Source organism: Corynebacterium sp. KPL1818, from assembly GCF_000478135.1.
Taxonomy (GTDB): domain Bacteria; phylum Actinomycetota; class Actinomycetes; order Mycobacteriales; family Mycobacteriaceae; genus Corynebacterium; species Corynebacterium accolens.
Map to the genome: position 1 here is coordinate 451201 of NZ_KI515759.1, position 24174 is coordinate 475374.

A 24174-nucleotide genomic window follows, 5' to 3' on the forward strand; every position below is an offset into this window, starting at 1 on the left:
AAAGCAAGTAAACTCATGGGGTATGAGTGATAAACGGAAGGCTGCAGAACGCAATGCCCCGGTGGGGCAGATGGATGAGGCCATCGAGGATTTTGCGGACTTCCAGCTCTGCGTCAAGGGCCGTGCGGAGGCCACGGTGCGTGGCTACCGCGCGGACTTAGAAAACCTGGCTCAAGACATCGATACCTTTGAGGACTTTAACCTCAATAACCTGCGCCAGTGGCTGGGCAACGCGGTCGCAGAAGGAAAGGCGCGCGCAACGCTGGCGCGCAGGACAGCCTCAGTTAAAGCCTTTTCTACCTGGGCGGAAAGGGAAGGCTACCTCACCCGCGATGTTGCGGCACGATTGGTAACACCGAAGGTGGGCCAGCATCTCCCAACGGTCATGGCACCGCAGCAGGCGGGCGAACTTGTGGGCAACGCCGTTTCTGTCGATGAAGCGCATTTTCAGCGCGATAGCGCGATTTTGGAGTTGCTCTATGCCACCGGAATGCGCGTGGCGGAATTGGTCCGCCTCGATATAGAAGACGTGGACTTTAAGCGGTCCACCGCACGTGTTACCGGTAAGGGAAATAAGCAACGGGTCGTGCCCTTTGGTGCCGCCGCAACCGATGCCCTGCAGCAGTGGATAGACGGCGGGCGCAAAGAGATGGCGCGGGGAGATACCCAGGCCATCTTTGTAGGCAGCAGGGGAGCGCGCATTGACCAGCGCCAGGTGCGGCGCATCGTAGACAAAGCCGCCACGGTTACCGGCACAAGCGGCCTAACGCCGCACGGGGTGCGACACCTTGCGGCTACACATCTCTTAGAAGGCGGCGCGGACCTGCGCGTGGTCCAAGAGTTATTGGGACACTCGTCTTTGAGTACCACGCAAATCTATACGCATGTTTCCGCAAAGCGGCTAAAGCAGGTCTATTCCCAGGCCCACCCGCGGGCCTGAGTGATTCTTATAAAGGCTTGAGGCGGATAACCGGTATATCCAGCAGGCTTAATGGGTCAATGTAGCTGTCCTTGGCAATCCGCGCGCCCCAATGCAGTCTTGGTGTGCCGTCTACTGGGTGGCCGAGTTTTCCTATGGTTTGGCCCTCGCGCACTTCTTGGCCTTGGGTGACGCTCGCGTGCACGGGTTGATACGTGGTGCGAATGCCATCTGCATGATCTATCGACACGACCGGGGTTCCGGCGACGGTGCCGACAAAAGCGACGGTGCCGGATTCGGCGGCGACGACTGGGCCGCCTATTCTTAGGGCCATATCGACGCCGCGGTGGCCAGCGCTCCACTTATGCTCGGGCTTATCAAAGCCGCGCAGCACCCGAACCGGGCGCGGTTTACCCGAGGCGGGATCGACGTATGCGGCAGCGGGCGCCGCGCACAGTAGCATTAGCGCACAAGTGAGGATGGTGGCGAGGGTGGGGAGAATGGGGCATCGGCAAGCGGCATTATTGCGTGGTCGTGGAAAAAGGTTCATGGGGCACAGTGTGTAGCGCCAGGGCAAATAATGTCCTGCGAAGCGTGGGCTGGCTGTGGATAAACTGGCAGCGGTGGGGCGGAAGAAACCCGAGTGACAATCGAGGCGAAACGTCCAAAGAAACTTGTGGAAAAGTGCTCGTTCGGTTTGGAAAATCCAGCTGGCTGGGATTATTGTCTTTCATAGCAGTGTGTCCGCTGGGAGTTAACCCTCACGGAGGCATTGACTACGCGCGACGAAGTTGTTGCATCCTGCGTTAAGGGTGTGGCGGCCCGGCAGCTGACGTGGTCCTTGGAAACAAGGTGTTGGCAGGGCCTTCGTTGCTAGGGTGCGGAATAAAACACCGCACATTTGGAAAACCGAAAGACAATTAAAAGAAAGCGAGCGAATCATGGCAGTTGTAACCATGCGCGAGCTCCTCGACGCTGGTGTGCACTTTGGCCACCAGACCCGTCGCTGGAACCCGAAGATGCGTCGTTTCATCTTCACCGACCGTAACGGCATCTACATCATCGACCTGCAGCAGACGCTGACCTACATCGATGAGGCATACGAGTTCGTTAAGGAAACCGTCGCTCACGGTGGCACCATCCTTTTCGTTGGCACCAAGAAGCAGGCGCAGGAAGCAGTTGCTGAAGAAGCAACCCGAGTCGGTATGCCTTATGTCAACCACCGCTGGTTGGGCGGCATGCTCACCAACTTCCAGACCGTGTCCAAGCGTCTGAAGCGCATGAAGGAGCTTCAGGCAATGGATGAGCGCGAGGACGGCTACAAGGGCCGCACCAAGAAGGAAGTTCTGATGCTCAACCGCGAGCGCGCCAAGCTTGAGCGCGTTCTGGGCGGCATCTCTGAGATGGCCAAGACCCCGTCCGCACTGTGGATTGTTGACACCAACAAGGAGCACATCGCGGTTAAGGAAGCCCACAAGCTGAACATCCCGGTTGTTGCCATCCTGGACACCAACTGCGACCCGGATGACGTTGACTTCCCGATCCCGGGCAACGATGACGCAATCCGTTCCACCAAGCTGCTGTCCGGCATCGTGGCTTCCGCCGTCGAGGAAGGCAAGAAGGCTCGCGAGGAGCGCCAGCTTGCAGCCGCTAAGGAAGCTGCCGGCGATTCCGCAGAGAAGGAACAGCGCGATGCTGAGGCTGCTGCAGCCGCATCCGATCCTGCTTCTGCAGAAAAGGCTGAGGAAGCACCCGCAGACAAGCCTGCACAGTAGGCCTGCCTCTTGTGAGGATTCTTTCTTAACTGCACTTAATTGAATACCCCACGCACATCTTGGTGTGGGGCAGCTAGGGAATAATTCCTGTACAAGGCTGTTTACCTAACCCCTACCACCGTGTGCTACGGCGGTGGGGGTTACTTTTATCTATGCTGGAGGCGGCTAAAACTAGCCTCCGTACAATCGCATTGATGAAGGAAACTGGGGTAGATACCCCCACCCAAAGACGGCGCGAGACCGCTTCTTCGGCTACGCTGTCTCAACGAACACTGACTGATTTTCAAGGAGGATCGCCCTAACTATGGCGAACTACACTGCTGCAGACGTGAAGGCACTGCGCGAAGCAACTGGCTCCGGCATGCTCGATTGCAAGAAGGCCCTGGAAGAAAACGGCGGCGACTACGACAAGGCCGTTGAATTCCTGCGCATCAAGGGTGCGAAGAACGTGTCCAAGCGCGCTGACCGCGAGGCTACCGAGGGCCTCGTTGCCGTATCCGGCAACACCATGGTTGAGATCAACTGCGAGACCGACTTCGTGGCAAAGAACGAGGGCTTCCAGTCCTTCGCCAAGAAGATTGTTGAAGCTGCAGCCGCAGCCAAGGCTAACTCCCCGGAAGAACTCAACAACGTAGAGATCGACGGCCAGAAGGTCTCCGAGTTCGTTGACCAGGAGTCCGCAAAGACCGGTGAGAAGCTGCAGGCACGTCGTGCAGTCACCGTTGATGGCGACAATGTTGCCGTCTACCTGCACCAGCGCTCCGCTGACCTGCCTCCTGCAGTTGGTGTCTTGGTTTCCTACGAAGGCAACAAGGAAGGCGCACACGCTGCCGCTCTGCAGATTGCAGCAATGAATGCTGAGTACCTGAAGCGCGAAGACGTTCCTGCAGAGATCGTCGAGAAGGAGCGCTCCATCGCTGAGGCCACCACTCGCGAGGAGGGCAAGCCTGAGGCTGCGCTTCCAAAGATCGTGGAAGGCCGCCTGAACGGCTTCTACAAGTCCGTTGTTCTGCTGGAGCAGGCTTCCTTGTCCGATAACAAGAAGACCGTTAAGCAGGTTGCAGAAGAGGCCGGCACCACCATCACCGGCTTCGTCCGCTACGAGGTTGGCGCTTAAGCCTCAGCCGCTTTTTAGCCTTTAAAGCCCACGGGAGGTACACCCTCTCGGTGGGCTTTTCTGCTGTCTAGAGGCGATGGGGAAGGGGCGGCTGCCGGGCTGCGGTGCGGTGTGGGGAAGCGGGGGCAGTGTAGGTAAGATGGAAAAGAAATAAATCAGCCCGCGCAAAAGGAGACGATGAAGGCGTGACTTCTGCAGACGAGAAGCGAACCGGATACAAACGAGTAATGCTGAAACTCGGCGGCGAAATGTTTGGCGGCGGCAAGGTTGGCATCGACCCGGACGTTGTCGATAACGTTGCTCGCCAAATCGCTGAAGTGGCCGAGCAGGGCATCGAAATCGCCGTGGTGATCGGCGGCGGCAACTTCTTCCGCGGTGCAGAGCTTTCACAGCGCGGCATGGACCGCGCCCGCTCTGACTACATGGGAATGCTGGGTACGGTCATGAACTCGTTGGCCCTGCAGGACTTCTTGAAGCAAAAGGGCGTTGATTGCCGCGTGCAAACCTCTATCAACATGGCGCAAATCGCCGAGCCGTACTTGCCACTGCGCGCTGACCGCCACCTTGAGAAGGGCCGCGTCGTTATCTTCGGTGCCGGCATGGGCATGCCGTACTTCTCCACGGACACCACCGCCGCGCAGCGCGCACTGGAAATCGGCGCCGATGTCCTCTTCCTGGCCAAGGGTGTTGATGGCGTGTACTCCGACGACCCACGCACGAACCCCGATGCGGAGCTCTACACCCGAATCACTCCGCGCGAGGTTATTGAAAAGGGACTCAAGGTAGCCGATGCAACCGCCTTTAGCCTGTGCATGGACAATGACATGCCGATCTTGGTCTTCAACCTCTTGGAAGAGGGGAATATTGCCCGCGCCGCAAGCGGCCAGGTTATCGGCACGCTGGTGCAGTCCTAATTCTAAAACGGCACAGAACCTGCTACCTTTTATACAGCTACCCCTCAACGTTGAAGGATGATTCAGCCTCATGATCGATGACATTCAGCTCGAAGCCGAAGAACACATGACCGCTTCCGTCGAGCACACCCGCGAGCAGCTGGTGACCATTCGCACCGGCCGCGCGAACCCGGCGATGTTCAACGGACTCATCGCGGAATACTACGGTGCGCCGACCCCGATTACTCAGATGGCTACCATCTCCGTGCCAGAGCCGCGCATGTTGCTCATCAAGCCCTACGAGCAGTCCATGATCCAAGAGATTGAAAACTCCATCCGCAACTCGGACCTGGGCGTTAACCCCACCAACGATGGCCACGTACTGCGTGTGACCGTTCCGCAGTTGACCGAGGAACGCCGTAAGGAAATGGTCAAGCTGGCCAAGAGCAAGGGTGAAGACGGCAAGATTGCCATCCGTAATATCCGCCGCAAGGCCATGGAGCAGCTGAAGAAGCTCCAAAAGGATGGCGAAGAGGGCGAGGATGAGGTCCTTGCCGCAGAAAAGGAAATGGAAAAGATTACCGCTGGCTATGTCGAGCAGGTTGACAAGCTGGTGGAAAACAAGGAATCCGAATTGATGGAGGTCTAGGTCTTTTCCACTGCCGCCGCGCCCACCTCGGCCGGCGGCGCTTTTCTGTACGTAGTATTTTTGTATAGGAAATAGATAAGCCCCGCGACGCGCATACAACGTCAAGTGAAAGGAGCCGGTCACGGTGAGTGACGCCTTGAACCGCCGATTGCCGCAGCCGAAAAATGGCCCCGGCCGTGACTTACCGGCGGCTATTGGAGTAGGCGTGGGGCTCGGCGCCCTCGTCGTCCTCGCCGTGTGGGCCGGCCCCTTGGCCTGGTATGCAGTGGTTGCCGTCGCCGTCGGCGGGGCCATGTGGGAAGTTCTTACCCGCTTGCGGGAGAATTCATACTATATCCCGCGCACGCTGTTAATCATCTTGGGCCAGGCCATGGTGTGGATTTCCTGGCCGCTTGGCGCGCCCGGCCTCGTGGCCGTTTACGTCACCGCCGTACTCATTTTGATGTTCGGCAGGCTTTTCCATAACGGGCGGCATCGCCCTCCCATCAATTACCTGCGGGACATGTCCGTCGGCATTTTCGTGCTCACGTGGATTCCGCTTTTCGCGACTTTTGCAGCGATGCTGTCGTTGATTTCTACCCCGGTGGCCAGCGGCGCCGCTTCCATCGTGGTCTTCATGCTGTGCGTGGTCGCCTCCGATACGGGCGGCTATATCGTCGGTGTGATGTTTGGCTCCCACCCCATGGCACCGGCCGTGAGCCCGAAGAAATCCTGGGAGGGCTTTTGCGGATCCATTGGCTTTGGCGTCATCGTTGGTGCGGTGTCCGTCCATTTCCTCTTGCACCATTCGGCGTGGATCGGCGCTTTGATGGGGCTCGGCCTTGTTATTTGCGCCTCCTTGGGTGACTTGGTGGAATCGCAATTTAAGCGAGAGCTGGGCATTAAAGATATGTCCCACATCCTCCCCGGGCATGGTGGTTTGATGGACCGCCTTGATGGCATGCTTCCCTCTGCCATGGTTACCTGGGTGGCCATGAGCCTCATGGCAAACTTCGCGGTCTAAACCGGGTTGCAGCCACCGCGTATAAGGGTGCTGCGCATAAACCGCCCGCTCCCTGCTGCGCCACCGAAATTAAATCTCGGGGCAGGGAGGAGGGCGGCGGTAGGGCTTTTTTAGCCTTCGGCCTGCTTGCGCAATTGGCGGCGTAATTCCAGCATGCGCCACACACCTACTAGCGCCATGATGAGCGCGCCGCCGATGGTAAACATCAGGTAGGCAATGCCCGCTGGGAACTGCCCCGACCAGCCTAGGAAGTTCATCGGCACTTCTTGCTGGTTTTGCATGATGAAGATGATCAACACGATTAGCAAGAGGAAACCGACAATGAGCGCTGCCCAGGTGCTAGCGGCGAACGAACCTTGGGCTTTTTGTGGTGCGGCAGCGGGCTCGGTGGTGCCGGTGGAGACTTCCTTGCTTTCGGTTTCGGCCAAAGCGGCGTTATCGCCTGCCGCGGTGGCCTCATCATCGGAGGCGGAAAAGTCATCTTCGGGGTATTTCGGAGTGGTCATATGTCCATTATTTCTGTAAACCCTTCCAAAATTCCACTTGGCTATCAATTGAGGTCTACCCAATTGGAAAAGTACCGGTAAACCGTGGAAAGATGGGCGTTATTATGGCTCAACCAGTAAAACTTAACTTTTCCGCGCCGCGGCGCGGTCTGCCACCCAAGCACTTTGCGGATCTCTCTGAAAGCGAGCGCATCGATAAGCTCGCAGAAATTGGCCTACCTAAATTCCGTGCTAAGCAAATTGCCAAGCACTACTACGAGCATCTCACCGACGACGTCGAAGAGATGACGGATATCCCCGCCGGCAAGCGCGAGGAGGTCAAGGAGGCCTTCTTCCCTGAGCTCATGAAGCCAATTCGTACGACTTCTACCGACGATGGGGAAACCACCAAGTCCCTGTGGCGCTTGCACGACGGCACCCTATTGGAGTCCGTCCTGATGCGCTATCCCGGCCGCGCTACCTTGTGCATTTCTTCCCAGGCCGGCTGCGGAATGGCCTGCCCGTTCTGTGCTACCGGCCAGGGCGGACTAGACCGCAACCTTTCTACCGGCGAAATCGTCGAGCAGTTCCGCCATGCAGCTGCGGCGATGGCGGCCGAAGGCGGACGCTTGTCCAATGTGGTCTTCATGGGCATGGGCGAGCCGCTGGCAAACTACAAGCGCGTGGTTCAGGCGGTGCGCCAGATTACCGGTCAGGATGGAACGGGCTTTGGGCTCTCACAGCGCAATGTGACCGTATCCACCGTGGGCTTGGCACCTGCCATCCGCAAGCTCGCGGACGAAGACCTTGCCTGCACGCTCGCGGTATCGCTGCACACCCCGGATGATGAGCTGCGCGATAGCCTGGTTCCGGTAAATAACCGCTGGTCCGTCGATGAGGTCCTCGACGCTGCGCGGTACTACGCCGATAAATCCGCCCGCCGCGTGTCTATCGAGTACGCCCTTATTCGGGATAAGAATGACCAGGATTTCCGCGCCGATATGCTGGGCCGCAAGCTGCACCAGAAGCTCGGCTCCAAGGTGCACGTCAACGTGATTCCGCTCAACCCGACGCCGGGCTCGGAATGGGATGCAGCCCCCAAGGCGCGGCTTAATGAATTCGTGCGCCGCGTCCAGGCACAGGGAGTGCCGTGCACCGTGCGCGATACCAAGGGCGATGAAATCGCGGCAGCCTGTGGCCAGCTTGCCGCCGATGAACGAGAAGACATGTCGGCCTAAGAGTCCGCTGCCGCACAGCCACCTAAGCATTTTTGAATAAGTGCTTAGGTGGTTGTCTCGTTGGTGCATGCCGCGTTTACACACGCGGCCCAGCTAAACGCAGTACAGCTACGCGCCCGGTAAAACCACGAAACCGCCGAGCCCCTCGCAATAAGGAGGCTCGGCGGTTTTCCGTAGCTAGGATTACAGCGCGTGCTTGCCGGAGCTTACCTCGGCAGCGTCGGACGCGGAGTCAACGCGCAGGTGGGCTACGCGGGAAGGCTCGATATTCAACGCGCGCAGCTGGGAGTCGGTCAACTCGGTGTAGGCGCCAGAAACGGTCTTCTGGTCATAAATCCAGTCGCGCTCCTGGTGGTCGGCCGGCTTGTTATTAGAGGTGATGGTGCGCACCTGGTTGAGCTTCGGCTCGAAGGTGAAGATGAGCAGGCCCACAACCAACAGGACGGTCAGGGCGACGAGCCAGACGGTCTCCACGTGGCCCTTGTGGTTACCAAAGTTGAAACCAATCATGAAAATCACGGAGATCCAACCCGCGATTTGCACACCAGAGCGGCTGATGCGGGACCAACCGAAGCCTGCGGATGGAACATCTTCGGTAGAAACACCGTCATAAACCTGCGGTACCGGCTTGTGGGAAGACACTTGCTCTCCTTCGCTATCGCGTGTGTCCATTAATCGAGGGGGCACACCAATGCCATTTGACTAGCATCTATTTTAAAACATCGTGGCTGCAAAGGCGATTAAACACCCCCGCCTGCTTGACCGGCTCCACCCCATAGCAGGGCGCGGTAAATGACCGCTAGGGTAGAGGGGTGACTACTCAGCGAATCCTTATCCTTGGCTCCACCGGCTCTATTGGCACGCAAGCATTAGAAGTAATTGCGGATAACCCAGATAAATTCGAGGTCGTGGGCATTGCCGCGGGCGGCTCTCACCCGCAGCAGATCATTGACCAGGCCCGTAGCTTCCACCTTTCGTTTGACCACATTGCTGTGGCCCAGCCTGCAGCGGCTGCGGAGGTTTCTGCGGCTTTAGGCGGCACGGTACTTTCTGGTGATAGTGCTGCAGAAGAGCTGGTGCGCTCGGTTCCCGCCGATACCGTGCTCAATGCCCTAGTGGGATCCCTCGGGCTTAAGGCCACTTTAGCCACGCTGGACATGGGCGAGTACCTCGCGCTAGCGAATAAGGAGTCCTTGGTTGCCGGCGGCACGCTGGTCACGAAATCCGCGCGGCCAGGCCAGATCATCCCCGTGGATTCGGAGCACTCTGCGATGGCGCAATGCCTGCGCGCGGGTGAAGAGGGCGAGCTGGCCAAGCTCGTTCTCACGGCCTCGGGCGGTCCCTTCCGCGGCCAAACGCGTGAGCAGATGTGGGATGTTACTCCGCAGCAAGCCGCGCAGCACCCTACGTGGTCTATGGGGCAGATGAATACGCTGAATTCCGCCACCTTGATTAATAAGGGGCTCGAGCTCATTGAGGCCACGCTACTTTTTGATATTGAGCCAGAGCGCATCGATGTCACAGTTCACCCGCAGTCGGTCATTCACTCGATGGCCACTTTTAAGGACGGCTGCACCGTCGCCCAGGCTTCGCCGCCGTCGATGAAGCTGCCCATCTCCCTGGCGCTGAATTGGCCCCAGCGTGTGCCGGGGGCGCAGCCGGCACTTGATTTTTCCCAAGCGCATACGTGGAATTTTGAGCCGCTTGATGATGTCTCTTTTCCCGCCGTATCCCTCGCCCGCGAGGCCGCAGCGCAGGGCACCGGCGTGATTTATAACGCTGCCAATGAAGAGGCCGCCGCGGCCTTTTTATCCGGTCGCATCCACTTCCCAGAGATTGTTGATGTTGTAGGCGAGATCCTCGGGGAGTCTTCCCAGTTTGCTGGTGTAGTCTCTACCCTCGATGAAATCCTCGCTGTAGAAGGCGAGGCTCGTAGGCGTGCGAATGCGCGCATTGACCGTTTAGCTGACTAGAAAGCTTTCTTTAATGGCAAATTTGCTGGGCATAGTGTTTTTCGCCCTTGGCATCGGGCTGACCGTGGCTCTCCATGAGGCGGGGCATATGTTTACTGCCCGCGCCTTTGGTATGCGGGTGCGCCGGTATTTCATTGGCTTTGGCCCGCGCGTTTTCTCCTTCCGCAAGGGGCATACCGAATACGGCCTTGCCGCGTTCCCGGTGGGTGGATTTTGCGATATCGCCGGGATGACCGCGCAGGATGAATTCCTCACGGAGGAAGAAAAGCCCTATGCGATGTATAAAAAGCCATGGTGGCAGCGCATCATCGTCCTCGCAGGCGGTATCGGCGTCAACCTGATCCTCGGCTTTGTCATCTTGTATTTCGTGGCGATGACTGCGGGACTTCCCAACCCAGATGCCGATGTGCGCCCGCGGGTGGGGGAGGTAACCTGCACCGCTGACCAAAAAGAAAACCAGGAGCTGGAATCGTGCACCGGGAACGGGCCCGCTGGTAAGGCCGGTGTCCAGGAAGGCGATATCATTCTCGCGCTCGATGGCGAGCACCTAGATTCCTTTACGCAATTGCGCGATGAGGTTATGCAGCGCCCTGGCGAGACCGTGACGCTTACCGTAGAGCGCGGTGGTGAGGAAAAAGATTTCTCCATCGAACTGGACACGGTCAAGCGCCTGAATCAACAGGGCGAATTGGTCGATGCCGGTTCGATCGGGCTGAGCAATGAGGTCCTCGACATCGTCGAGAAGTATTCAGCAACGGAAGCGTTGCCTGCAACCTGGCATTTCACCACGTATTCGCTCGAGGCCACGGTGGAGGGAATCAAACAATTCCCCGCTAAGGTACCGGGAGTGGTGGCCTCCATCTTTGGCCACGAGCGGGATGTCAATGGGCCGATGTCCGTCGTCGGTGCATCGCGGGTTGGTGGCGAACTCGTGGAGCGCTCCCTGTGGGCATCGTTCTTCATGATGCTGGCAACGCTGAACTTCTTCCTCGCCCTGTTTAACCTCATTCCGCTGCCGCCCTTTGACGGCGGTCATATCGCGGTCATCTTGTATGAGAAAATCCGCGATGGCATCCGCAAGCTGATGGGCAAGCAGCCGCTGGGTCCTGCCGATTACACCAGGCTAATGCCCATCACCTATGTCATGGCGGCCCTGCTCATGGGGCTTGGCGTCGTGATCATCATCGCGGATGTGGTTAACCCGATCAGGCTATTTGGCTAGGTTTGCCCTTCCCGCGCCCGCCGCGGGGAGTGGGTGGAGAGCTCAGCGTATAGTGCACATTTGCAGCGCGAGCGGGAACTTTAGCGCTTAACCATCTAGTGCTAGAGTGGGGACGTTCAACACTTATTGTGCAATAACGTTTAGCAACGAGCCACGAGCTAGAAATAAGGAGCATTCATGTCTAGTCCTATCGGTCTAGGAATTCCTGACGGGCCTCCGCCAGTATTGCACCCGCGCCGGAAGACGCGGCAATTGCACGTAGGCCCGGTGGGCGTTGGTTCTGACTACCCAATTTCGGTGCAGTCGATGACTAATACCAAGACCCACGACATCAACGGCACCCTGCAGCAAATCGCACAGCTTACTGCCTCTGGCTGCGATATCGTGCGCGTGGCCTGCCCTAAGCCGGTGGATGCGGAGGCTCTGCCGACCATCGCCAAAAAATCCCCGATCCCGGTCATCGCGGATATCCACTTCCAGCCCAAGTACATTTTCCAGGCCATCGATGCTGGATGCGCGGCAATCCGCGTCAACCCCGGCAATATCCGTGAGTTTGATGGTCGCGTTAAGGAAGTAGCCAAGGCCGCGGGCGATGCGGGGATCCCCATCCGCATCGGCGTTAATGGCGGTTCGCTGGATAAGCGCCTGCTAGAAAAGTACGGCAAGGCCACCCCAGAGGCACTCGTTGAGTCCGCTATGTGGGAAGCTAGCCTGTTTGAGGAGCACGGCTTTGGCGATATCGCCATTTCCGTCAAGCACTCTGACCCCGTGCTGATGGTGGAGGCCTACCGCCAGCTGGCCGCGCAGACTGATTACCCGCTGCACTTGGGCGTGACGGAAGCCGGCCCGAAGTTCATGGGCACCATTAAGTCCTCCGTCGCCTTTGGCGCCCTTTTGGCAGAAGGCATCGGCGATACGATTCGCGTCTCGCTCTCCGCCCCGCCGGAAGAAGAGGTCAAGGTGGGAGACCAGATTCTGCAGTCCTTCAACTTGCGCCCGCGCAAGCTGGAAATCGTCTCCTGCCCGTCGTGTGGCCGCGCGCAGGTGGACGTGTACAAGCTGGCGGAAGAAGTTACCGCAGGCCTCGAGGGCATGGAATTTCCCATCCGCGTTGCCGTCATGGGCTGCGTCGTTAACGGGCCGGGCGAGGCCCGCGACGCCGACTTGGGCGTGGCATCCGGTAACGGCAAGGGCCAGATCTTCGTCAAGGGCGAAGTGGTGCGCACAGTGCCGGAGGACAAGATCGTGGAAACCCTCATTGAAGAGGCAATGCGCATTGCGGATGAGGAAGGCCTCGAAGCCGTGGACGGCGCTAAGGCCGATGTCCGCGTGACGCAGTAAGCCGCGCGCCTCTACGCTAATTATTAATAGACTGCCCTGCACCTCGGTGTGGGGCAGTCTTTTTTGCTGCGTGCGCTGCTAATGTGCCAAAGCATGAAGAAGTTATTCGCACTGGTTGCTACGGTCTCGCTTAGCGCAACTGGTGTGGTTGCTTGCACCCCTAAGCCCGTATCCGCCGAGCCGGTGGCAGAAGAGTTCATTGAAGGCATGGAGAGCCGAAATAACGAGGGCTTGGCTGAGCTTACGGATTCCCCCGATGACGCCACGCAGGCCCTCGATGCTACTTATTCCGGCCTGCAGGCAGAGGGCCTCGACATTGAGCTCGAGGGGGTAAAACAGGACGAAACCGTGGCCACGGCGGATTATAAGGTCACCTGGGATCTGCCCAAGGATCGCAGCTTGAGCTATACCACGCAGATGACCTTGACCAAGGCCGAAGACGAGTGGACGGTGCGGTGGAAGCCCAGCATTATTCACCCGGACCTGGGCGCGCACCAGCATTTGGAGCTGCGCGCCTTGGAAGCCACGCGCGCCAGCGTCGTTTCCTCCAACGGGGTGGAGCTGATGAGCCCCGGGCTGAATTACCGCGTCATCGTGGATACGAGCTCGCTTTCCGATGTCCGCCCCACGGCCTCCAAGGTCAGCAGCGCCCTAGCTGCGGCGCACCGCGAGGACGACTCAATCGCGGAGGTAGACGCCAAGGAGCTCGCCGAAAAGTTGGAGAAGGCAGAGTCTGCCTATTCGGTGGGGCTTTATACAGAAGAGCAGGAGTCCGTCATCCGCGCCAAGCTGGAGGGGATGGACGGCGTCCGTATTAATGAAGAGCCCGCGCTGGTGACCCGGGACCGTGGTCTTGCGCCCGATCTCTTATCGCGCGTGCGCTCGGCCGTCAATGACGAGCTCGACGGCGAGACCGGCTGGTCCATCGCCGTCGTCAATGAGAACGGTGCGGCGCTTTCCGATGTCGAAAAGCATGCGCCTGAGGCCGCCCCCTCCATCAAGGTTGGCTTGGATTATGACGCCCAACGCGCGGCCCAAGAAGCGGTGAATCAACGCTCGGACGCCCAGGCCATGCTGGTCGCCATCCGGCCTTCAAACGGTGATATCTTGGCCGTAGCGCAGACCGAAAAGGCGGACGAAGACGGCGACGTCGCCTTGCAAGGCCAATACCCACCCGGCTCGGTTTTCAAGATCCTTACCGCCGCTGCGGGTGTAGAAAAACAAAACCTGACCACGGATACCATCGTTCCGTGCCCTGGTACGATGGATATTTATGGCCGCGTGGTGACCAACTACAACGCGTTTTCGCTCGGCAATGTGCCGCTAAGCCAGGCCTTCGCCCAATCGTGCAACACCACCTTCGCGGATATTTCCACCAAGCTGGCACCCGGTGAATTGAAGGAAACCGGCAAGAAGTTTGGCTTCGGGGTGGATTATGAAATCCCCGGGCTGACCACCACGACCGGCTCGATTCCGGAGGGCAAGGAAGTTTTGGAGCGCACCGAGGCCGGCTACGGCCAGGGCTACGACCTTGCCAGCCCGTTCGGCATGGCTATGGTTTCGGCCTCTGTGGCAGCGGGAAAGACCCCAACGCCCACCCTTATTGAGGGCCGCGAGACCAAGGCCTCGGATAAGTCGGCGCCGATCCCAGACCACGTGCTGAATAACGTGCGCGGCATGATGCGCCAGGTGGTCACCAGCGGTACCGCCCGCGGGATGCAGGCGGGCGGAACGATTTACGGCAAGACCGGTGAGGCCGAGATCAATGAAGGCTCGCACGCGTGGTTTACCGGCTACCGGGAAGAAGACGATATCGCCTTTGCCACGCTCATCGTATTGGGCGGCGGCTCCGAATCCTCGGTAGCTATTACCGATAACTTCCTGCGGAAGCTGGATGATTACCGCTCGCGCCCCAATGATGGCCCGGCCCCCAAAGTCGAGTAAGCCGCGGACACCGACTGGCCACCCCGATACTGCGTGAGCCGGAATGAGGACTACCATGGGCAATTATGACTACTCGTGGAAAATTGAAGCCAGGTAAACCAACCCCCATCCGGCCGGTGCCAGAAGATATCGAGCGCCCGGAATATGTGTGGAAAGACGAGGTACAAGAGGCCATCGGCGAGCCTTTTGTACAGTCCCCCGAAGTGATTGAGAAGATGCGGGAGGCCTGCAAGATCGCGGCCAACGCGCTGAAGGAAGCCGGCAAGGCCGTAAAGCCTGGCGTGACGACGGACGAGGTCGACCGCGTGGCGCACGAGTATATGTGTGACCACGGCGCGTACCCGTCCACCCTGGGATACCGGGGATTTCCCAAGGGTAGCTGCGTTTCGCTGAATGAAATCGTCTGCCACGGCATTCCGGATACCACCGTGATTGAAGAAGGCGACATCGTCAATATCGATGTCACCGCGTATAAAAACGGCGTGCACGGCGATAATAACGCCACCTTCTTGGCCGGTGACGTATCAGAGGAGCACCGCCTTCTAGTAGAGCGCACCAAAGAAGCCACGATGCGCGGCATTAAGGCCGCAAAGCCTGGCCGCGAGATCAACGTTATTGGCCGCGTCATCGAGTCTTATGCCAAGCGCTTTGGTTATAACGTCGTGCGCGATTTCACTGGCCACGGTGTAGGACCCACCTTCCACAATGGGCTGGTGGTCTTGCACCACGATTCCACCACGTACCGCGATATCCTGGAACCGGGCATGACCTTGACGGTAGAGCCGATGATTAACCTGGGTTCGCTGGATTACGATATTTGGGACGATGACTGGACCGTGCAAAACCGTGATGGCAAGTTCACTGCCCAGTTCGAGCACACCTTGGTCATCACCGATGATGGCAATGAAATCTTGACCATCCCAGATGAGGATTAATCGCAAGGTCCCTTCTTCAAGGCCTAGGCACTGCGAAAGCCGCCTCCTTAACCGCCGCGCATGAATTATTGCGCGTGGTCGGGGAGGCGGCTTTTGCTATGGAGCCTTAGCTACGTGCCTTAGTCCCATTCGAGGCCCAAGAGGGCGTTTTCTACGACCTCTGGCAGGGCTGGGTGGATCCAGTACTGCTTGCGAGCGAAATCGCGCAGGTCGATCTCGAAGGCCATTACGGTAATCAGCTGCTGGATCAGGGTGGAAGCCTGCGGGCCCATTAGGTGGGCGCCCAAGAGCTGGCCCGTCTTGCGGTCCGCAATCAGCTTGCAAATACCGGTGGTATCTTCCATGGCCCAGCCGTAGGCCACGTCGCCAAAGTTTTGAATCTTCACGGTGATATCGAAGCCCTGCTCCCGCGCTTCTTCTTCCTTCAAGCCCACAGAGGCGATCTGCGGGTGGGTGAAGATGGCAGCAGGAACGTTGTCGTGCGGCAGCTCCTGCAGATCCTCTGGGTGGAGCAGGTTGTGCTGGATGGTGCGGGCTTCGGCGTTGGCGACATGCTTGAGCATGTAGGGCGAAGAGACATCGCCAAGCGCCCAGACGCCTTCAGCATCGGTAAGGCCATGAGCATCGGTGGAAATGCGGCCATTGTCCAGCAGCTTGATGCCGGCCTTGTCCACATCCATGAGATCGCCATTCGGCTTGCGGCCGGTGGCCACCAGGATTGCGTCTGCCTCGAGGGTCTCGCCATTATCGAGCTCCAGCTTGACGCCCTTGTCGGTTTCTTCCAGCTTGGTGCCGTTAGCAATCCGTACATCGAAACGCTCGCGGGCAATTTCGTTGAAGCGCGAGGAGATATCGGAATCGAGGTGGCGCAGCAGGGTCTCGCTGCGGTTGACCACGGTGACCTTGGTACCGAGGCCATCGAAGACGTGGGCAAATTCCATGGCGATATAGCCGCCGCCCACGATGATCAGGCTTTCTGGTTGGCGATCCATCCGCATGATGTCTTCGTTGGTGTAGTACTTCACGCCGGAATTGGCGTAGACCTCAGGGATTACCGGGCGGGAACCAGTAGCAACAACGATCTGATCGGCGCTGATGACGTGGTCGCCGGTCTGGATGGTCTTAGGGCCAACGAAGCGAGCGTGCTCGTCGTAGACGGTGATATTCGGGGTCTTGTCGCCGCGGCGGTAGTCCTCGCCGCTTTGGGCAATCTGGTCGATGCGGTTGTGGAAGACGCGCTCCACAATGGAGTTCCACTCCACGTTGTTGACCTGGGCGTCAATGCCAAGGCGCTCGCCTTCGCGGGCGGCGAGGGCGACATCGGCTGCGTAGACGTACATCTTGGTGGGGATGCAGCCGACGTTCAAGCAGGTGCCACCGAAGCGGCCCTTTTCAATAATGGCAATTTTCTTATCATGAAAATCGCGGTTTGCAATGGAGTTGCCGGAACCGGTGCCGATGATGATGAGGTCGTAGTGTTCCTCAGCGGCCGGAGTATTTGCTGTATCAATTGTGGTCATATCAATACCTTAATCCATGTGTCCAATTTGGGTATTTATGCTGGCGTGGGCGCTTCCACGATGGTGGGAAGCCAGGCATCGCACGCTGCGAACGCCTCTTCTAAGGGGCGGGGGAGGGATAAAAAGACATCGTGGCGCGCACCTTCGATGGAATGCAGCGTGTAGTGCGCATTGAGCTCTTTTGCCCACCGTCGGGTCTGTGCGACATCGATGATGCAATCGGCATGATTGACCACATCGCAGTAGGGCGTTCCCAATAGGGAGCGGGTAGATTGCAGCGTCAATACGGGGACCCCGGCATTGGTGCGACCGCTGTGAATGGCGTCGAAACCGTGGAAGACGGCGGCCAGCCAGCCGATATATTTCTTATGCCCGGCTAATGGTTTCAGGCTGAGGTCGTAGTCCCACTCGCCGTAGAAGTCACTGTGCACCGATTCGCCATAGGCGGTGAGGTTGCCCCCGGGCAAGGGGGTCTTGGGCGCGATCTTGGCGGTGGAATATATCGCCGGCTTCAGCGCTGATACGGCCCAGCCGGGAACGCCCATCATGTCGAGCCAGGGGCTATTGAGGATGAGGCCCTTCAGGCGGGAGAAGCGCCCCGCGTCATGGCGGCGCAAAAAGTCCATCCACAGCGGCGCAATCAGGCCACCGGTGGAGTGGGCGATAACGATTACCTCGTCGTTTGCAATGGCATCGAGGGCTGCGGAAAGGTCCACGTTATATAAGGACAAGTCCGAAACGTAGTGCCAGGACTGGCCCGGGCGGTGCGAGCGGCCGCATTTGCGCAGATCGACCGCGTAAAAGTCATAGCCTTGTGCCGCGAAGTGCTGTGCGACGTGCGTGTGGAAGAAGTAGTCAGTCATCCCGTGCAGCCATACCAAGGCCGGGCGGGAAGTGGCAGAAGGCGAAGAAGGATCGGTGGGATCCGAATCCGTGGAGCCTGCGGCCGAGCCTGGCGCATAGCGGACGAGGGTGGTGACAATATCCCCCTCGCCATCAGGATCGGGGCCAAGGTTGAGGGTGGCTGATTGAAAATCGGGGCCGAGGATATCGGGCCCCCATGACGGAGTTGCTGTAGCCATGACACGAGTCTAGTCAACAGTTGGTCGTCGCTACGGTAGCTGCGTGACCTGCCATTATTTCAGTGAAATGTGAAGTGTATAACAGGTCGCCCCATATTGTGGTGACCAGGGTGGGGGAGAAAAACCAATCGAGAAAAGAAAAGCGTAAGGTAAGGCGTTAATGCGTGACACATCGGCAGGTTGGCTGTGCACAACAGTCGCGGTGTGGGGCGCAAAGCGCTTAAAATATATGGTGCAGAACGCGCCGATGTATATAAATTTTCAATTCGAAGAGGTTATAACACAGTGTCCTCAGCAAAGAAGACAGCACAAGTTGTAGATGAGGTCGATGTCGCACTGGTCGGTGCCGGCATCATGAGCGCCACCCTGGGCGCTATGCTCCGCGAGTTGGAGCCCAGCTGGACCCAGATGATCTTTGAGCGCCTTGATGGCCCCGCCCTGGAATCCTCCTCCCCATGGAATAACGCCGGTACCGGTCACTCCGCCCTGTGCGAGCTCAACTACACGCCAGAGAAGAACGGCCGCATCGATATCTCTAAGGCGATTGCAACTAACGAGAAGTTCCAGAAGTCGCGCCAGTTCTGGTCCCACCAGCTCAACAACGGCATCCTGACTGAACCCAGCGAGTTCATCAACCCGGTTCCGCACGTCTCCTTCGCACAAGGTGAAATCCAGGCGGACTACCTGAAGCGCCGCTACGAGGTACTGAGCGAAAAGCACATGTTCCCCGGCATGCAGTTCTCTGATGATGAATCCACCTTTGCGGAGAAGCTGCCGCTCATGGCGGACGGCCGCGACTTTTCCAATAAGGTCGCTATCTCTTGGACCGAAGTCGGCACCGACGTAAACTTCGGCGCCCTGGCCAAGCAGTTCCTGACCGCGGCGCGCGCATCTGGCACGGAGATCCGCTACGGCCACGAGGTCTTCGATATTGACCGCGACGGAAACGACTGGAAGGTCTATTCCAAGAATAAGCACACCGGCGATATCACCGTGGTGAAAGCGAAGTTCGTCTTCGTCGGTGCCGGCGGCTACGCCCTGGATCTGCTCCGCAAGGCAAAGGTGAAAGAAGTAGCTGGCTACGCCGGATTCCCCATCTCCGGCCTGTGGCTGCGCGCCAAGAACCCGGAGCTCATTGAGCAGCACCAGGCCAAGGTTTACGGTAAGGCAGCAGTCGGCGCTCCTCCGATGTCCGTGCCGCACCTGGATACCCGCGTTATCGACGGCGAGAAGGGTCTGCTCTTTGGCCCGTACGGCGGCTGGAGCCCGAAGTTCTTGAAGAAGGGTTCCTATCTGGATCTTTTCAAGTCCATCCGCCCGGATAATATCACCTCCTACCTGGGTGTTGCGGTACAGGAATTCGGCCTGACCAAGTACCTCATCGATGAGGTGCGCAAGGACTTCTCCGACCGCGTTGATTCCCTCCGCGAATACGTACCAAATGCGAAGGAAAGCGACTGGGAGACCGTGATTGCCGGCCAGCGCGTACAGGTCATCAAGCCTGCTGGTGCACCGCGCTTTGGCTCCCTCGAGTTTGGTACCGCACTGGTCAATAACCAGGAAGGCAATATTGCCGGCCTGCTCGGTGCCTCCCCGGGTGCTTCGATTGCCCCAGCCGTCATGCTGGAGCTGCTGGAGCGTTGCTTTGGCGAGCGCATGATTGACTGGAGCGATAAGATTCGCGAGATGGTCCCGTCCTACGGCATGAAGCTGGCCAATGATGAGGACTTCTACAACGAGATGTGGGAATACACCCAGAAGACGCTGAAGCTGGAGCGCTAAACGCCTTCGGCTTGGATTAAGTCCCAGCCCGTGCCCTCCGTGCAGAACCTACTGCGCGGAGGGCTTTGTGCTGCCCAACCCCGAAATTCGGGGTGGCTAGAAAATTAGGTACCGCAGTAGGTGAGAAAACCTGCAAGCCCATTCGGGTCGGGCTGTTCGTAGGACGGATGCGGCTCCCACGGGTGGGTCACGGCGTGGAGCAGCTCAGTAAAGGGCTGCATATCGCCCGCCTCGGCGGCGCGCAGCGCGGCTTCGACGGCCATGTTGCGGGGAATGACTCGGGGCATGACAGCATCCACGGCTTCCGGAGCAGGTTCAGTGGAAAGGTAGCTTTCCAGGAAGTCCGAATCTGGGAAGAGCTCTCGGGCAGGAAGGGTGTGGCCGCGGGCGGCATCGGCAAGCGCACGGTGCGCCAGCGTGATATCCGGGCGAGATAGCTGCATCGCAGTAAGGTAGGCGGAGGCGACCTCGGTGGTGGTATCGAGGGCCGCGGCCATATCGCTGCGGCGCTGGGTGGCGAATTTCTCCTGGAACCCGTTGATGGTCTCTTGCGCGAAGTCGACCCCGGCATTGATATCGGCATCGAAAAGCGGCACGAGCGATTCCGCGAGCCGGGCGAGGTTCCAGCCCAGGATGGCTGGTTGATTGCCAAAGGCATAGCGCCCCTGCTGGTCAATGCTGGAAAATACCGTATCGGGAGAGTAGGACTCCATAAAGGCGCACGGGCCATAATCAATGGTTTCGCCGGAGATGGTGGTGTTATCCGTATTCATTACCCCGTGGATAAAGCCCAAGCGCATCCACGAAGACACGGTGGCAATCTGGCGGTCCATCACGTGCTGGAAGAACTCCCGGTAATCTGCCCCAGGGTAGTGGCGCTCGATGGCGTAGTCCGCGAGAGCCTGGAGGTGGCCGGACTGCGCGGCATAGTGAAAAGTACCGACCCGGATGTGGCTGGCCGCCACGCGGACCAGGACGCCCGCCGGCTGCACGTGGCCGCGCTGGATGGGCCTGCCGGTGGAAATCACGGCGAGGGAGCGCGTGGTGGGCACGCCGAGGGCGTGCATGGCCTCAGAAACCAAGTATTCGCGCAGCATGGATGAAAGGGTGCCGCGGCCATCAGCACCCAGGCGGGAATAGGGGGTAAGCCCCGTGCCCTTGGCGTGGAGATCCCACAGTTTTCCGTCTTTTTCCACCTCGCCCAAGAGCATGGCCCGGCCATCGCCCATCTGTGGGTTGAAGGAACCGAATTGGAAGCCGGAATAGGCCATGGCATGCCCACCGTCGCGGCCCAAGAGGAAATCCAGGCCCTCTGCGGAGCGCAGCCAGTCAGTATCTAGGCCCAGCTGCACTGCCAGCTCCTCATTGAGGACCACGAGCTGTGGATCCGGCTGCTCTTCGCCGTGCGTTGCCGACACTAAGTCCGGCAGGTGCTTTGCATAGTTGTGGTGTAGGTGCATTTTAGACCTCCAATTGTCCTTGCACGCGGATGTGGACGCAGCCGCCGACCCAAATATCGGCGCCGTCATCGTGGATAAAGACCTCGCCGTCTCTTCCCAGCTGGCTGCCCTGGCGGGCGGTGTAGCGGGCGGGCACCAGCCCGCGCGAGCGCATGAATTGCGCAGCCCCGCCGTTGAAGGAACCGGTGACCGGATCCTCGAATTCTGCGGTAAACGCGCGCACTTCATAGGCAGCGGAATCCCTACCCGCGGTGGTATCCAGCATGCCCACCACGCCCACCTTGGGGCGAGTGGCGGCGGGGTGAATCGCGCGCACGGCCGCGGCATCGCGCAGCTGTATAAGCCGCCAGCCGGGCCCATTATCCACCCAAGCGGAATCGATGACATCTGCTTCTGCGATACTCAATCCCGCGCAGGCCTCTGCCAGTTCGGCACTGCTTAATGGCCCGCCCGCGCGCAGGGGAGGGGTGGCAAAAGAATAAATACCTGCGTTCTCGCGCACGGAGACCAACCCCACCCCGCATTCCTGCACTATGGTGCCCTCCTTCTGCGGTTCATTGCCGAGCGCCCGCCAGACGGCGGCGCTGCCCAAGGTGGGGTGGCCGGCGAAATCAAATTCCTCGTGAGGAGTAAAAATGCGCACGCGATAGTCCGCCGCGGGATCGGTGGGCTCGAGCAAGAACGTGGTTTCAGAAAAATTGGTCCAGTGGGCGATGGCTTGCATCTGCTGTCTCGAGAGCCCATCGGCATGGGCCACGACGGCGAGCGGGTTACCGGAAAACGCCGAGGTGGCAAAGACATCGACTTCAAAGAACTGGAGGTGCATGCCCGCCAGTCTAGTCAGCCCTGGGGATGAGGCCGGCCGGCTGGCTTCTGCGCTAGCCTTGCCCTTATGACTAAGCTTTGGCCGGATCGTCTGCGCGACTGGATTGGACCGCCGTGGCGAATCATCATCCCCGTGTTCTTCGGCGTGCTGTTGCCCAACGCCGCAAACTTCTTGCACACTGATTCGCCCTTCCAGGCCATCGTCGCGGTCTTGTATACCGTCGGCATCCCGCTGGCGCTGTGGTTGCATCCCAAGTTGCAAGAAAAGTCCATTTTCTTCGTCGCCGGCACCATGACGCTGTGCATTTTCACGCCCTTGGCCTCCCTGGAGAACTTCCACGCCCCGATTTTCGCCTACACGGCTTTTCTCATCGGCACGCATACGCGCAAGCGCTTGCGCTATATCTGGCTTGCCTGGATCGCCCTGGGCTCGCTGGCGGGAACCACCGCAAGCCTATTTGGGGAAAAGGTCTTCGCGGGTAGCGACATCGGCCTGGGCGATGCGACCATGAGCCCGCTGCTTGTCTATGCCGGCACGGTCCTGCTCGGCTGGCCGGTCCTCGGCTTTTTCTACCTGCTGGGTACCAATAACCGGAAGCATCGGGAGGGCCAACAGCTGCTCATCGAGCGCGCGGAGATGGCCGGCGCCGTCGAGCGCAACCGCATCGCCCGCGAGATGCATGACATCGTCGCCCACAACCTCGCTGGCGTCATTGCGCTTGCCGATGGCGCCCGGTTCGCCGCCGCCAAAGACCCCAACGTAGCCACGGAGGCGCTCGATACCATCGCCTCTACCTCGCGCGAGTCCTTAAAACAGATGCGCAGCCTGCTCTCCGTCTTGCGCGAAGAGGACGTGCGCAGGGAAACCAAGGCCCCAGGCACCTCAGACATCGCCGGGCTGTTTTCGGAGGCCCGGCGCGCCGGCTTCGATATCACCGTCTACGGCATGGAAAAGCTGCCCGCCGATAGCGACGAGCTCTATCAATTCACCATCTACCGCATCGTGCAGGAGATGCTGACCAATATGCTCAAATACTCCAGCCAAAATAGGGGAACCCTGCGCTTTCGCAGCGATAGGTCGGCGCTTGTTATCGAGGGACACAACCCCATGGCGCAGCCGGACAAGGACCACACGCCAGGCTACGGCCTCATCGGGATGAAAGAGCGCGTAAAGGCCTATGGTGGCAGTGTGTCCACCAAGGCCGAGGATGGAACGTTTGCAATCACCGTGGAGGTACCGCATGTCTAATCCGGAACAAGAACCTGAGCCCATTCGCATTGCGCTTGTCGATGACCAACCGCTCCTGCGCGCCGGGTTCGCCATGCTGATCGGCTCGCAGGAGGATATGAGCGTCGTCTGGCAGGCCTCCGATGGCGATGAGGTACTGGAGCTTGCCCGGCAAGAGCCCGTCGATATTATCCTCATGGACGTGCAAATGGCGCGGGTCAATGGCATTGCGGCCACGGAGGAAGTGCTCCCAGAATGCCCGGAGACCAAGGTCATCATGCTGACCACCTTTGATGACCACAACTTTGTCCACGGTGCAATCTCTGCAGGAGCGTCTGGATTCTTGCTCAAAGACGTCGAGCCCGAGGAGCTGCTCTCAGCCATTCGCACCGTGCACTCGGGCGAGGCCGTGCTTTCGCCGCGCATTACTGCCCAGGTGCTCCAGCAAGTCCGCAGCGAGGAGGGTGGGGATAGCGGGAAGGAGCACTCGGCTTCGCATACCGCCGCGGCAGCGCAGCCCGGCGCTGGTGCCGCTACGACCCCGCCTTCTGCGGAGCTCACCCCGCGCGAGATGGATATTCTAAGGCTCATCGCGCTGGGGTATTCCAATACCGAAATATCCGAAGAGGAATTTGTCTCCATGGCCACGGTCAAGACCCACGTGCGCCACGTGCTGACCAAGACTGGGTCCCGCGACCGCGTCCAGGCCGTGCTGTATGCCTATACCCATGGGGTGGTCACCGTGGAAGAACTGCTTTCTCATCCCCAGGGATGAACGGCTAA

General features: G+C 59.2%; 22 protein-coding genes. 15 read left to right on the plus strand and 7 right to left on the minus strand.

All coding sequences use genetic code 11. The features are described from left to right. The first annotated feature begins 22 nt into the window (after window positions 1–22). Window positions 23–940, plus strand: coding sequence for a tyrosine recombinase XerC (locus HMPREF1261_RS07850; protein WP_023030554.1), 918 nt, complete (start codon window positions 23–25; stop codon window positions 938–940). A gap of 7 nt (window positions 941–947) precedes the next feature. On the opposite strand, the gene HMPREF1261_RS07855 is transcribed toward HMPREF1261_RS07850, so the two are convergent. After that, a complete protein-coding gene (locus HMPREF1261_RS07855) occupies window positions 948–1469 on the minus strand; it encodes a M23 family metallopeptidase (RefSeq protein WP_369707784.1) in 522 nt (173 codons plus the stop codon). A gap of 391 nt (window positions 1470–1860) precedes the next feature. Here HMPREF1261_RS07855 and rpsB point away from each other — a divergent pair, with 391 nt between their 5' ends. The 5 genes from rpsB (at window position 1861) to HMPREF1261_RS07880 (ending at window position 6356) form a co-directional block, all read left to right on the plus strand. After that, window positions 1861–2694 carry a 30S ribosomal protein S2 gene (gene rpsB / locus HMPREF1261_RS07860; protein ID WP_005278684.1) on the plus strand — a complete coding sequence of 278 codons (834 nt, stop codon included), beginning with the start codon at window positions 1861–1863 and terminating at the stop codon, window positions 2692–2694. A gap of 304 nt (window positions 2695–2998) precedes the next feature. Beyond that, entirely contained in the window at window positions 2999–3811 is an 813-nt protein-coding gene (gene tsf, locus HMPREF1261_RS07865) for a translation elongation factor Ts (RefSeq protein ID WP_023022892.1), read from the plus strand. Window positions 3812–4038: 227 nt separating this feature from the next. Continuing rightward, window positions 4039–4725 carry a UMP kinase gene (gene pyrH, locus HMPREF1261_RS07870; protein ID WP_005278688.1) on the plus strand — a complete coding sequence of 229 codons (687 nt, stop codon included), beginning with the start codon at window positions 4039–4041 and terminating at the stop codon, window positions 4723–4725. A gap of 70 nt (window positions 4726–4795) precedes the next feature. Further along, the gene (frr, locus tag HMPREF1261_RS07875) at window positions 4796–5353 is read left to right on the plus strand and encodes a ribosome recycling factor (protein WP_005278690.1); all 558 of its coding nucleotides are present in this window, start codon (window positions 4796–4798) and stop codon (window positions 5351–5353) included. A gap of 124 nt (window positions 5354–5477) precedes the next feature. Then, window positions 5478–6356, plus strand: a complete 879-nt coding sequence (locus HMPREF1261_RS07880; protein ID WP_005283618.1) for a phosphatidate cytidylyltransferase — start codon at window positions 5478–5480, stop codon at window positions 6354–6356. A gap of 110 nt (window positions 6357–6466) precedes the next feature. Here HMPREF1261_RS07880 and HMPREF1261_RS07885 read toward each other — a convergent pair whose 3' ends face one another. Next, a complete protein-coding gene (locus tag HMPREF1261_RS07885; RefSeq protein WP_023030556.1) occupies window positions 6467–6862 on the minus strand; it encodes a lipopolysaccharide assembly LapA domain-containing protein in 396 nt (131 codons plus the stop codon). A gap of 104 nt (window positions 6863–6966) precedes the next feature. Between HMPREF1261_RS07885 and rlmN the strand changes: the two genes are divergently transcribed. Further along, a complete protein-coding gene (rlmN, locus tag HMPREF1261_RS07890) occupies window positions 6967–8079 on the plus strand; it encodes a 23S rRNA (adenine(2503)-C(2))-methyltransferase RlmN (RefSeq protein WP_023017311.1) in 1113 nt (370 codons plus the stop codon). Between the two features lie 183 nt (window positions 8080–8262). Here the strand turns inward: rlmN and HMPREF1261_RS07895 are convergent, their stop codons facing one another. Further along, window positions 8263–8751 carry a DUF2631 domain-containing protein gene (locus HMPREF1261_RS07895; protein WP_005283611.1) on the minus strand — a complete coding sequence of 163 codons (489 nt, stop codon included), beginning with the start codon at window positions 8749–8751 and terminating at the stop codon, window positions 8263–8265. A gap of 140 nt (window positions 8752–8891) precedes the next feature. On the opposite strand from HMPREF1261_RS07895, the gene dxr reads away from it, so the two are divergent. The 5 genes from dxr (at window position 8892) to map (ending at window position 15494) form a co-directional block, all read left to right on the plus strand. Then, window positions 8892–10052, plus strand: coding sequence for a 1-deoxy-D-xylulose-5-phosphate reductoisomerase (gene dxr, locus HMPREF1261_RS07900; protein WP_023030558.1), 1161 nt, complete (start codon window positions 8892–8894; stop codon window positions 10050–10052). 13 nt (window positions 10053–10065) lie between these two features. Beyond that, entirely contained in the window at window positions 10066–11274 is a 1209-nt protein-coding gene (locus HMPREF1261_RS07905; RefSeq protein ID WP_023030559.1) for an RIP metalloprotease, read from the plus strand. Window positions 11275–11451: 177 nt separating this feature from the next. After that, entirely contained in the window at window positions 11452–12615 is a 1164-nt protein-coding gene (ispG, locus tag HMPREF1261_RS07910) for a flavodoxin-dependent (E)-4-hydroxy-3-methylbut-2-enyl-diphosphate synthase (protein WP_023017313.1), read from the plus strand. 93 nt (window positions 12616–12708) lie between these two features. Continuing rightward, window positions 12709–14559, plus strand: a complete 1851-nt coding sequence (locus HMPREF1261_RS07915; protein WP_034658271.1) for a penicillin-binding transpeptidase domain-containing protein — start codon at window positions 12709–12711, stop codon at window positions 14557–14559. 65 nt (window positions 14560–14624) lie between these two features. Further along, on the plus strand, window positions 14625–15494 hold the full coding sequence (gene map, locus HMPREF1261_RS07920; protein ID WP_023030561.1) for a type I methionyl aminopeptidase: 870 nt from the start codon (window positions 14625–14627) through the stop codon (window positions 15492–15494). A 119-nt stretch (window positions 15495–15613) separates the two neighbouring features. Here the strand turns inward: map and mtr are convergent, their stop codons facing one another. Beyond that, window positions 15614–17014, minus strand: coding sequence for a mycothione reductase (gene mtr / locus HMPREF1261_RS07925; RefSeq protein WP_023030562.1), 1401 nt, complete (start codon window positions 17012–17014; stop codon window positions 15614–15616). Window positions 17015–17049: 35 nt separating this feature from the next. Beyond that, window positions 17050–18096 carry an alpha/beta hydrolase gene (locus tag HMPREF1261_RS07930; protein ID WP_023030563.1) on the minus strand — a complete coding sequence of 349 codons (1047 nt, stop codon included), beginning with the start codon at window positions 18094–18096 and terminating at the stop codon, window positions 17050–17052. Window positions 18097–18381: 285 nt separating this feature from the next. Between HMPREF1261_RS07930 and mqo the strand changes: the two genes are divergently transcribed. Then, window positions 18382–19878: a malate dehydrogenase (quinone) gene (gene mqo / locus HMPREF1261_RS07935; protein ID WP_005278731.1), complete on the plus strand. Its 1497-nt coding sequence runs from the start codon at window positions 18382–18384 to the stop codon at window positions 19876–19878. 104 nt (window positions 19879–19982) lie between these two features. Here mqo and HMPREF1261_RS07940 read toward each other — a convergent pair whose 3' ends face one another. Further along, entirely contained in the window at window positions 19983–21338 is a 1356-nt protein-coding gene (locus tag HMPREF1261_RS07940) for a YdiU family protein (RefSeq protein ID WP_023030564.1), read from the minus strand. Window position 21339: 1 nt separating this feature from the next. Then, a complete protein-coding gene (locus HMPREF1261_RS07945) occupies window positions 21340–22164 on the minus strand; it encodes a PhzF family phenazine biosynthesis protein (RefSeq protein ID WP_023030565.1) in 825 nt (274 codons plus the stop codon). A 66-nt stretch (window positions 22165–22230) separates the two neighbouring features. Between HMPREF1261_RS07945 and HMPREF1261_RS07950 the strand changes: the two genes are divergently transcribed. Beyond that, the gene (locus HMPREF1261_RS07950) at window positions 22231–23412 is read left to right on the plus strand and encodes a sensor histidine kinase (protein ID WP_023030566.1); all 1182 of its coding nucleotides are present in this window, start codon (window positions 22231–22233) and stop codon (window positions 23410–23412) included. After that, a complete protein-coding gene (locus HMPREF1261_RS07955) occupies window positions 23405–24166 on the plus strand; it encodes a response regulator transcription factor (RefSeq protein ID WP_023030567.1) in 762 nt (253 codons plus the stop codon). Before HMPREF1261_RS07950 ends, HMPREF1261_RS07955 begins: the two co-directional genes overlap by 8 nt. Window positions 24167–24174 lie beyond the last annotated feature (8 nt).

Excerpts from the sequence above, each read along its gene's own strand:
- HMPREF1261_RS07915 (WP_034658271.1), top strand. The coding sequence starts at position 12,709 with ATGAAGAAGTTATTCGCACTGGTTGCTACGGTCTCGCTTAGCGCAACT.
- HMPREF1261_RS07855 (WP_369707784.1), bottom strand. The coding sequence starts at position 1,469 with ATGAACCTTTTTCCACGACCACGCAATAATGCCGCTTGCCGATGCCCC.
- tsf (WP_023022892.1), top strand. The coding sequence starts at position 2,999 with ATGGCGAACTACACTGCTGCAGACGTGAAGGCACTGCGCGAAGCAACT.
- map (WP_023030561.1), top strand. The coding sequence starts at position 14,625 with ATGACTACTCGTGGAAAATTGAAGCCAGGTAAACCAACCCCCATCCGG.
- HMPREF1261_RS07955 (WP_023030567.1), top strand. The coding sequence starts at position 23,405 with ATGTCTAATCCGGAACAAGAACCTGAGCCCATTCGCATTGCGCTTGTC.
- ispG (WP_023017313.1), top strand. The coding sequence starts at position 11,452 with ATGTCTAGTCCTATCGGTCTAGGAATTCCTGACGGGCCTCCGCCAGTA.
- HMPREF1261_RS07940 (WP_023030564.1), bottom strand. The coding sequence starts at position 21,338 with ATGCACCTACACCACAACTATGCAAAGCACCTGCCGGACTTAGTGTCG.
- HMPREF1261_RS07850 (WP_023030554.1), top strand. The coding sequence starts at position 23 with ATGAGTGATAAACGGAAGGCTGCAGAACGCAATGCCCCGGTGGGGCAG.
- rlmN (WP_023017311.1), top strand. The coding sequence starts at position 6,967 with ATGGCTCAACCAGTAAAACTTAACTTTTCCGCGCCGCGGCGCGGTCTG.
- mtr (WP_023030562.1), bottom strand. The coding sequence starts at position 17,014 with ATGACCACAATTGATACAGCAAATACTCCGGCCGCTGAGGAACACTAC.
- frr (WP_005278690.1), top strand. The coding sequence starts at position 4,796 with ATGATCGATGACATTCAGCTCGAAGCCGAAGAACACATGACCGCTTCC.
- HMPREF1261_RS07950 (WP_023030566.1), top strand. The coding sequence starts at position 22,231 with ATGACTAAGCTTTGGCCGGATCGTCTGCGCGACTGGATTGGACCGCCG.
- HMPREF1261_RS07930 (WP_023030563.1), bottom strand. The coding sequence starts at position 18,096 with ATGGCTACAGCAACTCCGTCATGGGGGCCCGATATCCTCGGCCCCGAT.
- pyrH (WP_005278688.1), top strand. The coding sequence starts at position 4,039 with ATGCTGAAACTCGGCGGCGAAATGTTTGGCGGCGGCAAGGTTGGCATC.
- HMPREF1261_RS07895 (WP_005283611.1), bottom strand. The coding sequence starts at position 8,751 with ATGGACACACGCGATAGCGAAGGAGAGCAAGTGTCTTCCCACAAGCCG.
- HMPREF1261_RS07945 (WP_023030565.1), bottom strand. The coding sequence starts at position 22,164 with ATGCACCTCCAGTTCTTTGAAGTCGATGTCTTTGCCACCTCGGCGTTT.
- rpsB (WP_005278684.1), top strand. The coding sequence starts at position 1,861 with ATGGCAGTTGTAACCATGCGCGAGCTCCTCGACGCTGGTGTGCACTTT.
- HMPREF1261_RS07885 (WP_023030556.1), bottom strand. The coding sequence starts at position 6,862 with ATGACCACTCCGAAATACCCCGAAGATGACTTTTCCGCCTCCGATGAT.
- HMPREF1261_RS07905 (WP_023030559.1), top strand. The coding sequence starts at position 10,066 with ATGGCAAATTTGCTGGGCATAGTGTTTTTCGCCCTTGGCATCGGGCTG.